Raw genomic sequence first — 13,052 nt, forward strand, 5'->3', positions numbered from 1 at the left:
ATGTTTGAAATAGCAGAAATAATCAACCCAATGTTGTGCTTGTCCGGAATAATTTTCTTGATTTTCGGAGCGATTATGTATTTTTTTCCACCCAAAAAAATCAATGGCTGGTATGGTTACCGGACGGGAGGTTCAATGAAAAATCAAAAGAATTGGGATTTTGCCCAAAAATACGGAGCGAAAGTAATGATGATTTTCGGTTTGATAATGACAGTTCTTTCTCCGATAAAAGGAATTTTCAACACTTCCGAAGAAGTCGATATTGCATTGGGAATGTTCATTCTCATTATTGGTGCTTTTGCTATGATTCCTATTGTGGAAAAAGGAATTAAGAAAAATGAGTAGCCATGCTATAATTTATAGCCTGTACACCGTAGAATTTTTCACTTCTTCAATGGAAAACATACTTTGCGTACTCGACACTTCATCTAACGAAGTGAGCTTGGAAATCATAAAATCACGATAACTCTCCATATCTTTTAAGCTGATTTTCAACACATAATCATATTCGCCACTCACATGAAAACATTCTAATACCTCAGGCATCTCGCTGATTTTTCTTTCAAAATCCAAAATCGCCTCTTTGGAATGCGTTTTTATCTTTACCAAAGTAATCACGATAAACGCCCGCTCAATTTTATTTTTATCCAGAATCGCTACATATTTCCGGATAACTTCGTTTCTTTCCAGCTTTTTAATCCGTTCAAATACAGCCGTGACGGATAAACCGAGCTGTGCCGATAGTTCTTTGGTCGTTTGCTTGCTGTCTTCCTGCAACAAATTAAGCAGTGATAAATCTGTTTGGTCTAATTTCATTGGAATATTTTTAGCTTGGATAAAATTAACAATAATAATTGTATCACAAAAAATATTTTTACTAATTTGCACCAAAACAGTTTTATATTAATCATAATTAAAATTATACAAAAATATGTTCGATCCGGGAAATGAAATCCAAGACCTACAATTTTTTGGAGAATTTGGAGGCGTAAATCCTTCTATTTCAGATTCTTCTACCTACACATTTATGTCAGCAAAAAGCATGTTTGATACTTTTGAAGGCAATACCGATGGTTGCTATTTGTACAGCCGACACTCTTCGCCAAGTAATTTATATTTATCGGAAGCGTTGGCAAAAATGGAAAACACCGAATCTGCCAATGTAACGGCATCAGGTATGGGTGCAATCACATCTGCTTTGATGCAACTTTGCAAATCGGGCGACCATATTATTTCGAGCCGAACCATTTACGGTGGAACTTATGCTTTCTTGAAAAATTTTCTACCGGATTTTGGTGTAAAAATCGACTTTGTGGATATTACCAAATTGGATTTAATCGAACAATTGATTCAACCCAACACCAAAGTTATTTACCTGGAAACAGTGAGTAACCCGCTACTTGAAGTAGCTGACATCAAAGGAATTTCAACTTTGGCAAAGAAAAATAATATCAAGGTTATTGTTGATAATACATTTTCGCCATTATCTGTTTCGCCAAAACAGTTGGGTGCCGATATCGTTATCCACAGTTTAACAAAATACATCAACGGAAGTAGCGATACGGTTGGCGGCGTAATCTGTGGTGAAACCGATTTTATCAATGCACTAAAAGATGTGAATAACGGGGCGTGTATGCTACTTGGTCCAACGATGGACAGTCTTCGTGCTTCGAGCGTATTAAAAAACTTACGCACCTTGCCGATTCGCATTCAGCAACATAGCCGAAATGCACAATATTTAGCAGAAAAATTTGAGGAAGCCGGCATAAAAACAGTCTATCCGGGACTGAAAAGCCACCCTGGACATGAATTGTACAAACAGATGTATAACGAAAAATACGGATTTGGCGGAATGCTGACTATTGATGCCGGTTCACTGGAAAAAGCCAACGCAACTATGGAAATGATGCAACAGAAAAATGTGGGGTATCTTGCAGTAAGTCTTGGTTTTTACAAAACATTATTCAGTGCTCCGGGCACTTCTACCTCATCAGAAATTCCTGAAGACGAACAAAAAGAAATGGGACTTACCGATGGTTTAATCCGTTTTTCTATCGGACTTGACGCTGATATCGAACGTACATTTCAAACGATGATGGAATGTTTAAAAGCAAACATGTAATTTAGCAGATTAATTAGCGAATATGCACATTCCGTATATTCGCTAATTCGCATATTTGCTAATTCGCACATTCTCATATCTGCATATTTGCTAATTCGCTTTTAAGAATTCAATCGCTTTTTCTAAATCTTCCGGCGTGTCTATACCTATCGATGGTTTTTCCACCAAAGCCATTCTGATACGTTTTCCGTTTTCGAGATAACGTAACTGTTCGAGTTTTTCAATATTTTCCAAAGTAGAGGTTTTCCATTGTGTAAAAGCCATCAACGCTGATTTTCGGAAAGCATACACACCGATATGCTGGTAATAATCTACAGGTAAAATTCCGTCGCGGTTAAATGGTATCGGACTGCGGGAAAAATATAGGGCAAAATTATCGTTATCCGTAACCACTTTCACGTGATTCGGATTTTTTTCTGCATCGCGTTCTGTAATACGAAACATCAGAGAAGCCACATCGACTTTCTGCTTGGTATCTTGTTTGAAAATATCTACTAATTTAATTAGATTTTCTACACTAATAAACGGTTCGTCGCCCTGCACATTTACCACAATGTCGGCATCAATATCCGCTACAGCTTCCGCGATACGGTCACTTCCACTTTCATGTTGTTTTTGGCTCATAACGGCTTTTCCTCCATTCTTCCGGATTACATCAAAAATTTCAGAAGAATCGGTCGCTACAATAACTTCATCGAAAATCCCGGTGTTTACCGTTGCTTCATAGGTACGCAAAATAACCGGCTTTCCACACAAATCCTGCATCAATTTAGCCGGAAAACGAGTAGAATTATATCGGGCAGGAATAACTGCTATAATTTTCATATGTTTAGTTTTATACAAATTTATACGAAATAGTTGATTAGGCAAAAGTCGTTAGTCAATTAGTGAATTGGTTGATTAACCAAGAGCCATTAGCGGTTTTCAGTCATCACTGCTTTGTTACTTCGTCACTCCGTCACTCCATCACTTCGTTACTCCTCAATAAAAAACCGGTCTTCAAACCCGAGTAAATATAGCTTTTCGGTGGCACGGGTTACTGCGGTGTACAGCCATTTCATATCTTCTGTCTGGAAACCATCTGGCAAATAAGGTTGCTCAACAAACACTTTTTTCCATTGTCCGCCCTGCGATTTGTGACAGGTTACAGCATAACCGAATTTGACCTGCAAAGCGTTGAAATATTCATTTTCATGGATTTTTTCCTGCTTTTTCCGATGCGAAATCACCTCTTCATAATCCAATGCCACTTGCTGAAAAAATCGTTGATATTCTTCGTAAGTCAGTGACGGACTTTCCGAAGTGAGCGTGTCGAGCAGAATAATAGTATCAAACGGCGGAACATCAGGATAGTCAATCAATCGTGCCTGTACCTCGGCAAACCGGAATCCGTATAATTCCTGAAAATGATAAATCCGCATTACTTCCAGAATATCGCCGTTGGCAATGAACATCTTTTTGTCTTTGAGCCAGTAATAATTATTCTTGACCACCATCAGATAATCGCCGGCATTCAACTCGCCTTCTCTGTCTAAAATCCGTTGCCGGATATGCTGATTATACAAATTAGCCCGCTTATTACTGCGAACGATAAATATCGTGTCTTCTGCTCCGTCACGGCTGTAAGCATCTTGTATAGCGTCAAGCGTATCGTAGCTGTCCTGCAAGCGGACAATATCCTTATAATCCTGAATATCAAATGAAAAAGCGTCCGGAAAATCAGACTGAATGGTTTCTCGAAGCAATGTTGCGTTGTACAATATCCCGGAGTCTTCCGCCTGACGCATCACTTCGTCCAATTCGATAGAATCTGCTGAAAGCCGATACCTGAGTGACAGCTGATTTTCGTCCAGAGCAATACTCCTATCCTGCCCCACCGGCGGCAACTGAGCGGTATCGCCAACTAATATCAACCGGCAGTTTTCACCCGAATAAACATAGTAAATCAAATCGTCTAAAAGCGAGCCGTAAGTAGAGCCTTCGGTCGCATTATCAGACAGCATTGAGGCTTCATCAACAATAAAAACCGTGTTCTTGTATTTATTCGCCTTGAGCGTGAATCCGCCGTGGGCAATGTCTTTGGTATAATAAATATGTTTATGAATCGTGAATGCTGATTTCCCTGAATAATTTGCCACCACTTTCGACGCCCTGCCCGTCGGGGCAAGCATCACGTACTTTCGCTTGATTCGGTGTAACTCATTGATTAACGTGGACAAAACAGTCGTTTTTCCTGTTCCTGCAAATCCTTTCAGCACAAAAATCTTATCGTTATCGCTTTCCAAAATAAAATGGCTGAGCTTAAAAAATAGTTCGTTTTGCTTGGTTGTCGTTTCAAACGGAAACTGCTCTAACAAGTTTTGATAAAAATTCTGCACGTTCATCATAACCACAAAGATATGTATCTCTATCCAATTAAAAAATTGTAATTTTGTTGCTTATTACAACAGATTTTATGAGTACATCACTGCATCATCAATTGGTTATCGAAGTCGGGAAAGATTTTTTTGCTTTTGGGTTGAAAGATTTGCCGACTGATAAATTTACCCGTTTTCAGAGTTGCGACATTGATAGCTTGGCTCCTTTGGACGCACAGCTCGACCAGATTTTTTCGGAAAACAACTGGTTGTTGGCGACTTATCGGGATATTCTGGTTATTCACAATAACGATTTGAATACTTTCGTACCTCAGATTTTATTTGATGAAACCTTGATGGGAAATTATCTGCAATATACCGTAAAAATCTATTCTACTGATTTTTTTGATTTTGATGAATGCCACGACATGAGAAATGTGTATGTACCTTATGTTAACTTCAATAACTACCTGATAGACAAGCTCGGAACGTTTAGTTACCGGCATATTTCCACTGTTTTTCTGGATTATGTTCTGGATAATCAAACCGATATAAAAGACGGTGTTTTCGTCTGCATAAACCAGAAAAGCCTGTTAATTTGTGTCGTTCAAAACGGTAAATTCAAATTGTATAACCGTTTTTCTGTACAGTCCAAAGAGGATTTTGCTTATTATACATTGTTTGTTTATGAACAGCTCAACCTCGATCGGCTCGAAATACCGTTACTGTTAATGGGCGATATTACCAATGATGATGATTACTATCAGCTCATCAGCGAATTTATTCAAAAACCATTAGTATTGCCACTACAAAAAGAGGTTGATACGGTTTCCGATGTTGTTCGTTCGCATTTTTTAACCTTGCAAATATGAGAATTATTTCCGGAAAATATAAAGGGCGACGCATCAATCCGCCAAAAAAATTACCAGTGCGTCCGACAACCGATTTGAGCAAAGAAGCATTGTTTAACATTCTTAATCATCACGTGCATTTCGGAGGACTGAATGTGCTGGATTTGTTTGCAGGAACAGGTAATATGAGCTATGAATTTGCTTCACGAGGTGCAGAAAATGTACTTTCGGTGGACGTTCATTATCCTTGCGTACAATTTATCAAAAAAACGGCACAGGAATTTGAGATGCCTATCGTCGCATATAAGTCAGACGTTTACAAGTTTTTAGAAAAAGCCAAACAGCAGTTTGATTTAATTTTTGCCGACCCTCCTTATGATTTTACACAGGAAAAATTTGAAGAAATCGTCAAGCTTATTTTTGAAAAAAAACTGTTGGAAGACAATGGTATGTTGATTATCGAACATTCTGACAGGACTTCTTTATCTCATCTTGAAAACTTTACTGCCGAACGGAATTACGGCTCAACCGTGTTCAGTTTTTTTGAGTTAGAGACTGAAACGAATTAGTCAATTAGCGAATAAACAGAAATTCCCAAACCATGAAAGCTACTTTGATAAAATATATTTTAGATTTCAAACGACCTTCGGGGACTTCACGGGGTGTGATGACCGAAAAAGAAACCTGGTTTATTATTCTTGAAAAAGACGGAAAAAAAGGTATTGGAGAATGCGGTATTCTCAGAGGATTATCTCTTGACGACAGACCAGACTATTCGGACAAATTACAATGGGCATGCAACAACATACACTTAGGTAAAAATACACTTTGGGAAGCCCTTCGAGAATATCCGTCCATACAGTTTGGCATTGAACAGGCATTTCTTTCTTTGGAAAGCAACGACCCGATGATTTTATTCCCAAGTGCGTTTGCCGAAGGGCAAAAATCTATACCGATAAACGGGTTAATCTGGATGGGAACGCCCGAATTTATGAAAGAGCAGATTGACGAAAAAATAGCACAAGGTTTTGACTGTATCAAACTCAAAATTGGTGCTATTGATTTTGACGAAGAGTTACGTTTAATACGGTATATCCGCACACATTTTCCGCCTGAAAAAGTAGAAATACGGGTTGATGCTAATGGTGGTTTTGATAAAAGTAATGCTTTATATAAATTAAATCAACTATCTGAATTAAAATTACATAGTATAGAACAACCAATCAAACAAAAACAACCTGACAGTATGTCAGAGCTATGTAAAAAGACACCATTACCCATTGCTTTAGACGAAGAACTGATTGGCGTGACAAATTACAATGATAAAGAAAATCTATTACAGAAAATTCAACCACAATACATCATTTTAAAGCCAAGTTTGGTAGGTGGATTTAAAGGCACGCAAGAATGGATTGAAATTGCCGAAAAGCTAAATATCGGCTGGTGGATTACCTCTGCTTTGGAAAGCAATATCGGGCTAAACGCGATTGCTCAATGGACATTTACACTCAACAACCCGATGCCTCAGGGCTTAGGAACAGGTTCTTTATACACCAATAATATAGACTCACCTTTAATAGTACAAAACGGACATTTATGGTATAAGAATAATTTAGATTGGAAATCAAATTCAGTATTGGGTTTTTAGTTTTATACACCAAAAGAAAAACCTGTAAGTAGTCGCTTACAGGTTTTATATTTATGAAATTCATTCACTAAAAATAGAACCGAACGAAAGGCATCCATGAATCGGCATAAACCCGGTCATTTTTATTAAAAAGAATGTTGTACTTCACTCCTATCGTGGCATTCCCTGAACTGAATCCGGCACCGACAAACAACGCAGTATTCCAGAAAGAATCTTTCACTTCAGGGTAACTTCTGCCCTCGAAAGTATAAGCATCTATCGTATTATTTACCCGCAACTGTTCCAACTCCAAAGAGAACTGAAATTCCGGGATAGGATTATAAGTACCCAGCAAATTCACTCCGTAAGACGAAGACGTATAATCGTTTTTCAATCGGGTGTAATTATATTGCAAACCTGTACCAACACCAAACTGGTTATTTATCTGATACAAAGCACTTGGTGCGATACCGAAATTAGTAAAACCATCGCCAAAACCTAAGCCGACACCTCCTCCAAATCGTACATTTTCCCAAAAACTGCGGTCACTGAAACCGCTGTCTTTTTCTTCAGGATACCATTGTCCGTAACTTAGCGACGAACAAATACACGCTAAACCAAGTAATACACTTTTTCTCATTATAATTTTTTTGCTAAGATAGGAAATTTTAGAATGTTACTTCAATTTGTAAAATAGAAAAACCGTAATTAGCAATGCTAATTACGGTTTATTACTGCAGAAAGGAAGGGATTCGAACCCTCGATACGGTTACCCGTATACTACCTTTCCAGGGTAGCCTCTTCAACCACTCGAGCACCTTTCTATATAAAGAATCGGGTGCAAATTTATTGACTTTTTCGCACAAAACCAACAGATTTTTTATTCGGTTTTGATTTATTTTTTCTTTTACAGAATCAATCTTGTTTCAGTCCGGTTACATGTAGCATAAACCAATGCAAATCAGTATTTTTAATAAACGGTGCCAGTTTTTCTTTTCCTGCACCAAACATAGCTATTTCTACATAATCAGCGGAATGATCCATGGAAATCCAGCCTACCGAATCAGTTTTTTGCTGAATATCTGCAAAGGTTTTGTAAGGTAATTTTCTGTAATTATACAAGCCGTCCTCCTCTTTTTCGAGTCCCTGATAGTAACGCAAAACGTGAGACGCATCTTCGTGATTCAAATCAATACCTAATTGATGTTGTGTATATTCCGATAGTTTTTTCTCATTCCAATCTGACGTTATACTATTAAGAAACAACTCGTTAGATTTTTTGTAATGAGCTATAGAATCAAAATTAGAATCAGCATATTTCCCGTAAATCACTCCCGGATTGGCATTTCCGTGGTCGGTTGTAATGATAACCAGAGTATCGTTGCGTTGTTCTGCATAATTAATGGCTACTTCCACTGCTTTGTCAAACTGCAACTGCTCATGAATCAACCCTGCAATATCATTGGCGTGAGCTGCCCAATCAACTTTTCCGGATTCTACCTGCAACACAAAACCACCCGGGTGCTGACTAAGGTTTTCAATAGCTTTTTGGGTCATATCTGCCAAACTGGGGATAGTTTTCTGTAAATCAGTATCATTTTCCCTGTCTATCTGATATGGCAAAGCATCATAATCGAACACCCCCAACAACTTCTGCGAACCACTTATTTTCATTAATTCATTTTTGCTGCGAACGACATTATAACTGGCATTTCGGAATGATTGATACATATCTTTTTTATCTTTCCGGTGCGATGCATTAAAATATTTATCTCCACCACCCAACAGCACATCATATCCATACCGAAGATATTCTTCTGCAATTTTTGACTGGTCGTTTCGGCTTTTGATGCTCACAGTAAAACCTGCCGGCGTGGCATGCGTAATCGGTACGGTAGTTACACAACCAACTTTTTTTCCGGCTTTTTTAAACTTATCCCAAATAGGACTCAGGTTTTCATTATCAACCGAAACATTTATCGAGCCGTTTTTTACCCGATAACCACTCCCCCAAGATGAACTTGCCGCAGCGGAATCTGTTACTATTGAAGAGGCAGAAGCCATATCCATCAATCCGCGGGATACTTTGTTTTGCTGATATAGTTCAATCCATTTGGTTGTTTTGCCCAAAATACGCTCTGAATACAAATTTGCCATATTGAGCGTTCCGATACTCATGCCGTCGCTGACCAAAAAAATGATATTTTTTACCTGATTAGTCAGTCCTTCATCTGTAGCAAACCAATTCGCTGCCTGTCCGGTAGCTGATGTATAAAGCGTTGTCCCTAAAGCGGCAATACCTCCGCTTTTTAAAAACTTTCTTCTGTTCATGTGATGAATATTTTGGGCAAGTTGATGTTTTTTTCCAATTATTACGTTATGGCAAAGTTATTTTTTTTAACTTAGAGTCTGTTAAATTATTTTACTGATTGCTTGTTAAGTAAGTAAAAATCGTAGGTATATAAATTGTATGGTAAAATCATCTTAGAAAAATATTTTGCCGAGAAACAACCTATCAATAGCGGAAAAAATAATTGATATCCATTCGGGACCAGATTGCAGGTCAAAATCAAAGCTGTAAAAGGTGCATATATAGAAGCTGATAATGTGGCACAAGCTCCTACCAAAGCAAAATTGAGCGGTATCAGGTTCATACCGAAATGTACATTACAAAATTGAGCAAAAAACAGCCCTAAAACAGCACCGGCTACAATGCTCGGAGCAAAAACACCTCCGTCGCCACCTGCTCCCAAGGTCAATGAAGCGGCAATAGGTTTGAGGATAAAAAGACAAGCTAATGTGAATAACGGAATTGTAGGAGACTCTATGACTTCTTTTAAGCCGTGATAACTGTCGCCGTACAAAACCGGAAACAAAAAAATTAATACACCAACAGAAATGGCTCCGAGATTGACTCTTAAAAAATTGTTGTTGATGTTACCAAATATTTTTTTCATTCGTGTTACCAGCAGTGTAAAATATACTGAAACTCCTCCTCCCATTATGCTCAAAGCAGCAAATAAAGGCAAGGCGTACCAATTCCATTGCTGAACGGAAAATGGAAGTATTGAAATATTGTCAAACTTGACAATAAAAATCCACGACACTAAGGCAGCTACTGCACAACTGACAATCAGGGATTTTCTTACTTTTCCGGAAATGACTTCAATCGAAAATAAAAAACCCGCTAACGGACTGGTAAACAATACCGCAACAGCTGCTGTCACGCCTGCACAAATCAGTTCACGTTTAAATAACTGTGCCGACAATTTTTGTTTATAAACTATATTTCCTGCTGTGGCTGAAGCCACAACGGAAGATACTTCAATTCCTGTAGAACCGCCAAAAATCACGGTTAAAAATCCATTAATAAGATGCGAAGGAATTTTGAATGCCGGAAGATGGTCTTTTCTGTGGTCGAGTGTTTTGTAGATTTCGGTAATTCCCTTATTCTTCTTTCCTTTAAAAAGATATTTTCTGAGAAAATAAATAGAGGTAATACCAATTGTTGGCAAAAAGATATATAAAAACTTCAGGTTAGACTCTGCCTTCTGGTATATTAGATGCTCTATATGCTCAGTTAAATGTTTTGTCGCATATACAAGTAACACACTGCACAAGCTTACTACTATTGAAGTCAAAATAAGTTTAAGATAGTTCTGATAAGTTATCTTTTTTCTTTTCATGGGGCAAAGGTAAAAAAACCTACATATTTAAAACCTATCCGTTTGATACTTTTCTGTCGTTTTTTTAAATCTTTGCATTTAGAAAAGAAAGCTAACACTGCAAAATTCAATTATATTATAGCAACCAGTAACTTTATTATTTAGAGATTCATTGGTACTTCCATTAAAAGTATTTCAGTTTGTGGAGCGTTTGACGTAACTTTTAATTCATTTATATCCCAAATTCCCATACCATCTCTGCGATCAAGTTCTTGCCCTTCAACCGTGGCGCTTCCGCTGATGATAAATACATACACACCATTTCCTCTTTCTTTGATTTGATATTCAGACGAAACATCTTTATCGAATTGTCCTATATGAAACCAGGCATTCTGGTGAATCCAAACTCCCTCATCATCAGGGTCGGGTGATAGTATCTGTTGAAATTTATTTTGTCTATCATTCTCGTTTAAAATAATTTGGTCATAACGTGGTTCTACATTTCTTTTGTTCGGAAAAACCCATATTTGCAGAAATTCAGTAACGTTGTTTTGGCTATGATTATATTCACTATGCTGAATCCCCGACCCTGCACTCATCACCTGGATATCGCCACGTTTGATGATTCCCGTATTTCCCATACTGTCTTTGTGTTCCAAATCACCTTTTAATGGAATACTGATGATTTCCATATTATCATGCCGATGCATACCAAACCCCATTGCAGGATCAATCTTATCGTCATTTAAAACACGAAGTACACCAAAATTCATTCGGTCAGGATTATGATAACCTGCGAAGCTAAAAGTGTGATAAGAGTCAAGCCAACCGTGGTTGGCGTGACCTCTTGTTGCTGCTTTGTGCAATACTATATTTGTCATAGTTTTCTTGAATTTGTGTGTGAAATATAAAACAACCTGTTTTTATGACAGTTGTTTTATAAACTGAATCTCTGCACTTATTCTCACTTCATCACTGACTAATACGCCGCCTGTTTCTAATGCAGAATTCCAGTTCAATCCCCAGTCTTTTCTGTTGATTTTTCCATTAATAGAGAAACCTGCTTTATCATTTCCCCAAGGATCTTTATTAACTCCTCCATACTCCACGTTAAGCGTAATTTCTTTACTTATTCCTTTGATGGTGAGTATTCCTGTGAGCTCATAATTTTCATCATCTTTTGCTTTTAAAGCTGTAGATTGAAATGTAATTTCCTTATGATTTTCTGCATCGAAGAAATCTGCACTTCTCAAATGGTTATCGCGTTCATCATTATTAGTGAAAATTGATGAACTATCAACACTCGCTTTGATAGATGCTGTTCTGAAATCTTCTCCATCAATCTCGGCTTCGAAGTTTTTAAATTCGCCTCTGACATTTGAAATCATCAAATGTTTTACTTTGAAAAAAAGTTCACTGTGAGTAAGATCTGCTACCCATTTTACTGTTGTTTGATTTTCCATGTTTGATATATTTTTAAATTCTATTACAAAGGTAAGCTACCTGAAAACCAAGGGCATTGATGTATGTTAAGAAATGATGCTGATTTCCCTTTCAATACCGATTTGCTCTAAAAATGTTTCATCGTGAGAAATCACAAGCAATGTTCCCTGATACTCGTTAATGGCATTGGTTAGTATTTCTATATTCTGAATATCGAGATTATTGGTCGGCTCGTCCAGAATAATCATATCAGGTGACTGATTGCCTATACTCAAACAGCACAAAATTAAACGCATTCTTTCTCCCCCACTCAAAGAACTACAAGGTTTGTCCCAATCATCTTTGGTAAATAAAAATCGGTTTAATCTCATTTTGATTTCGTGTTCCTGCAATGCAGAAATATTAAATTGTTGTACCTGTTCGTAAATTTTCAGATTGTTTTCTATCAAAGAATAATCCTGATCAATATAAACGGTCTTGTTTTCTGCAATAAAAACATTTCCGATTTGTGGTATGAGATTTCCCAAAATTACTTTTATCAAAGTTGTTTTTCCCGAGCCATGGCTTGTGCAATCGTCAAATGATTGAACTGTCCGAAAATCTGCGGAATATAATACGGTTCTGTATCAATATTTATTTGTCCGTCAGATGGTTGAAGTTCTTTGGTAATAATTTTCAACAACGTAGATTTCCCTACGCCATTGTTTCCGATTAAAGCTATTTTGTCGTGATTATTTACTGTAAGATTAATGTCACTAAACAGTAAATCCTTGTTAAGATGTGTATAGGTTAAATTTTGGATAGTAAGCATAATTTCTTTCTTTTATGAATTCAACAATAGAACAATCATAAATGATTGTTACTTTTATTTGTTTGAAAGAAATTATTTTTTTACATTTTCTGCTTACTTTAAATTCTACACCTACAAAAGTATGAAAAACATTAATATATTCAATGAAATCTTGTAAAATTCATTGTTTACTGACA

14 protein-coding genes, 1 tRNA gene and 1 pseudogene are annotated in these 13,052 nt (G+C 37.2%); 5 read left to right on the forward strand and 11 right to left on the reverse strand.

Annotated elements, in window-relative coordinates:
* Complete coding sequence (locus CDL10_RS04230) at nucleotides 1–345, forward strand: SdpI family protein (RefSeq protein WP_100677388.1); 345 nt, start codon at nucleotides 1–3, stop codon at nucleotides 343–345.
* Between the two features lie 12 nt (nucleotides 346–357).
* Here the strand turns inward: CDL10_RS04230 and CDL10_RS04235 are convergent, their stop codons facing one another.
* Entirely contained in the window at nucleotides 358–816 is a 459-nt protein-coding gene (locus CDL10_RS04235; protein WP_100678634.1) for an Lrp/AsnC family transcriptional regulator, read from the reverse strand.
* Between the two features lie 115 nt (nucleotides 817–931).
* Here CDL10_RS04235 and CDL10_RS04240 point away from each other — a divergent pair, with 115 nt between their 5' ends.
* Nucleotides 932–2,122: an aminotransferase class I/II-fold pyridoxal phosphate-dependent enzyme gene (locus CDL10_RS04240; RefSeq protein WP_100677389.1), complete on the forward strand. Its 1,191-nt coding sequence runs from the start codon at nucleotides 932–934 to the stop codon at nucleotides 2,120–2,122.
* Nucleotides 2,123–2,212: 90 nt separating this feature from the next.
* Here CDL10_RS04240 and kdsB read toward each other — a convergent pair whose 3' ends face one another.
* Together kdsB and CDL10_RS04250 are read right to left on the reverse strand one after the other, a co-directional pair.
* On the reverse strand, nucleotides 2,213–2,947 hold the full coding sequence (gene kdsB, locus CDL10_RS04245; RefSeq protein ID WP_100677390.1) for a 3-deoxy-manno-octulosonate cytidylyltransferase: 735 nt from the start codon (nucleotides 2,945–2,947) through the stop codon (nucleotides 2,213–2,215).
* A 149-nt stretch (nucleotides 2,948–3,096) separates the two neighbouring features.
* Entirely contained in the window at nucleotides 3,097–4,506 is a 1,410-nt protein-coding gene (locus CDL10_RS04250) for an ATP-dependent DNA helicase (RefSeq protein WP_100678635.1), read from the reverse strand.
* Between the two features lie 71 nt (nucleotides 4,507–4,577).
* Here CDL10_RS04250 and CDL10_RS04255 point away from each other — a divergent pair, with 71 nt between their 5' ends.
* From CDL10_RS04255 to CDL10_RS04265, 3 genes are read left to right on the forward strand one after another with little or no spacing between them, the layout of a single operon-like run.
* Nucleotides 4,578–5,351: a DUF3822 family protein gene (locus tag CDL10_RS04255; protein WP_100677391.1), complete on the forward strand. Its 774-nt coding sequence runs from the start codon at nucleotides 4,578–4,580 to the stop codon at nucleotides 5,349–5,351.
* On the forward strand, nucleotides 5,348–5,899 hold the full coding sequence (rsmD, locus tag CDL10_RS04260) for a 16S rRNA (guanine(966)-N(2))-methyltransferase RsmD (protein ID WP_100677392.1): 552 nt from the start codon (nucleotides 5,348–5,350) through the stop codon (nucleotides 5,897–5,899). Before CDL10_RS04255 ends, rsmD begins: the two co-directional genes overlap by 4 nt.
* A 32-nt stretch (nucleotides 5,900–5,931) precedes the next feature.
* Complete coding sequence (locus CDL10_RS04265) at nucleotides 5,932–6,978, forward strand: o-succinylbenzoate synthase (RefSeq protein WP_100677393.1); 1,047 nt, start codon at nucleotides 5,932–5,934, stop codon at nucleotides 6,976–6,978.
* Between the two features lie 67 nt (nucleotides 6,979–7,045).
* Here the strand turns inward: CDL10_RS04265 and CDL10_RS04270 are convergent, their stop codons facing one another.
* The 8 genes and pseudogenes from CDL10_RS04270 to CDL10_RS11490 all read right to left on the reverse strand — a co-directional run bounded on the left by CDL10_RS04270 (nucleotide 7,046) and on the right by CDL10_RS11490 (nucleotide 12,876).
* The gene (locus tag CDL10_RS04270) at nucleotides 7,046–7,597 is read right to left on the reverse strand and encodes a hypothetical protein (protein ID WP_100677394.1); all 552 of its coding nucleotides are present in this window, start codon (nucleotides 7,595–7,597) and stop codon (nucleotides 7,046–7,048) included.
* A gap of 97 nt (nucleotides 7,598–7,694) precedes the next feature.
* A tRNA-Ser gene (locus CDL10_RS04275) sits at nucleotides 7,695–7,781 on the reverse strand.
* Between the two features lie 91 nt (nucleotides 7,782–7,872).
* The gene (locus CDL10_RS04280; protein ID WP_100677395.1) at nucleotides 7,873–9,288 is read right to left on the reverse strand and encodes an alkaline phosphatase; all 1,416 of its coding nucleotides are present in this window, start codon (nucleotides 9,286–9,288) and stop codon (nucleotides 7,873–7,875) included.
* An 86-nt stretch (nucleotides 9,289–9,374) separates the two neighbouring features.
* Nucleotides 9,375–10,643, reverse strand: a complete 1,269-nt coding sequence (locus CDL10_RS04285) for a chloride channel protein (protein ID WP_100677396.1) — start codon at nucleotides 10,641–10,643, stop codon at nucleotides 9,375–9,377.
* Between the two features lie 140 nt (nucleotides 10,644–10,783).
* Nucleotides 10,784–11,503 (reverse strand): pirin family protein, encoded by a 720-nt coding sequence (locus CDL10_RS04290; RefSeq protein ID WP_100677397.1) that lies wholly within the window; start codon nucleotides 11,501–11,503, stop codon nucleotides 10,784–10,786.
* A 42-nt stretch (nucleotides 11,504–11,545) separates the two neighbouring features.
* A complete protein-coding gene (locus CDL10_RS04295; protein WP_100677398.1) occupies nucleotides 11,546–12,085 on the reverse strand; it encodes a YceI family protein in 540 nt (179 codons plus the stop codon).
* A gap of 66 nt (nucleotides 12,086–12,151) precedes the next feature.
* Nucleotides 12,152–12,628 (reverse strand): annotated as a pseudogene (locus CDL10_RS11485) (ATP-binding cassette domain-containing protein); the annotation flags it as partial.
* The gene (locus CDL10_RS11490; RefSeq protein ID WP_243389285.1) at nucleotides 12,604–12,876 is read right to left on the reverse strand and encodes an ATP-binding cassette domain-containing protein; all 273 of its coding nucleotides are present in this window, start codon (nucleotides 12,874–12,876) and stop codon (nucleotides 12,604–12,606) included. The gene CDL10_RS11490 and the pseudogene CDL10_RS11485, both read right to left, overlap by 25 nt.
* Nucleotides 12,877–13,052 lie beyond the last annotated feature (176 nt).

The organism is Avrilella dinanensis (assembly GCF_002807015.1).
GTDB classification, from domain to species: domain Bacteria; phylum Bacteroidota; class Bacteroidia; order Flavobacteriales; family Flavobacteriaceae; genus Flavobacterium; species Flavobacterium dinanensis.

Coding starts and splice junctions, on each gene's coding strand:
- CDL10_RS04235 (WP_100678634.1), bottom strand. CDS start 816: ATGAAATTAGACCAAACAGATTTATCACTGCTTAATTTGTTGCAGGAA.
- CDL10_RS04290 (WP_100677397.1), bottom strand. CDS start 11,503: ATGACAAATATAGTATTGCACAAAGCAGCAACAAGAGGTCACGCCAAC.
- CDL10_RS11490 (WP_243389285.1), bottom strand. CDS start 12,876: ATGCTTACTATCCAAAATTTAACCTATACACATCTTAACAAGGATTTA.
- CDL10_RS04285 (WP_100677396.1), bottom strand. CDS start 10,643: ATGAAAAGAAAAAAGATAACTTATCAGAACTATCTTAAACTTATTTTG.
- CDL10_RS04270 (WP_100677394.1), bottom strand. CDS start 7,597: ATGAGAAAAAGTGTATTACTTGGTTTAGCGTGTATTTGTTCGTCGCTA.
- CDL10_RS04265 (WP_100677393.1), top strand. CDS start 5,932: ATGAAAGCTACTTTGATAAAATATATTTTAGATTTCAAACGACCTTCG.
- CDL10_RS04240 (WP_100677389.1), top strand. CDS start 932: ATGTTCGATCCGGGAAATGAAATCCAAGACCTACAATTTTTTGGAGAA.
- CDL10_RS04295 (WP_100677398.1), bottom strand. CDS start 12,085: ATGGAAAATCAAACAACAGTAAAATGGGTAGCAGATCTTACTCACAGT.
- CDL10_RS04230 (WP_100677388.1), top strand. CDS start 1: ATGTTTGAAATAGCAGAAATAATCAACCCAATGTTGTGCTTGTCCGGA.
- CDL10_RS04280 (WP_100677395.1), bottom strand. CDS start 9,288: ATGAACAGAAGAAAGTTTTTAAAAAGCGGAGGTATTGCCGCTTTAGGG.
- kdsB (WP_100677390.1), bottom strand. CDS start 2,947: ATGAAAATTATAGCAGTTATTCCTGCCCGATATAATTCTACTCGTTTT.
- CDL10_RS04250 (WP_100678635.1), bottom strand. CDS start 4,506: ATGAACGTGCAGAATTTTTATCAAAACTTGTTAGAGCAGTTTCCGTTT.
- CDL10_RS04255 (WP_100677391.1), top strand. CDS start 4,578: ATGAGTACATCACTGCATCATCAATTGGTTATCGAAGTCGGGAAAGAT.
- rsmD (WP_100677392.1), top strand. CDS start 5,348: ATGAGAATTATTTCCGGAAAATATAAAGGGCGACGCATCAATCCGCCA.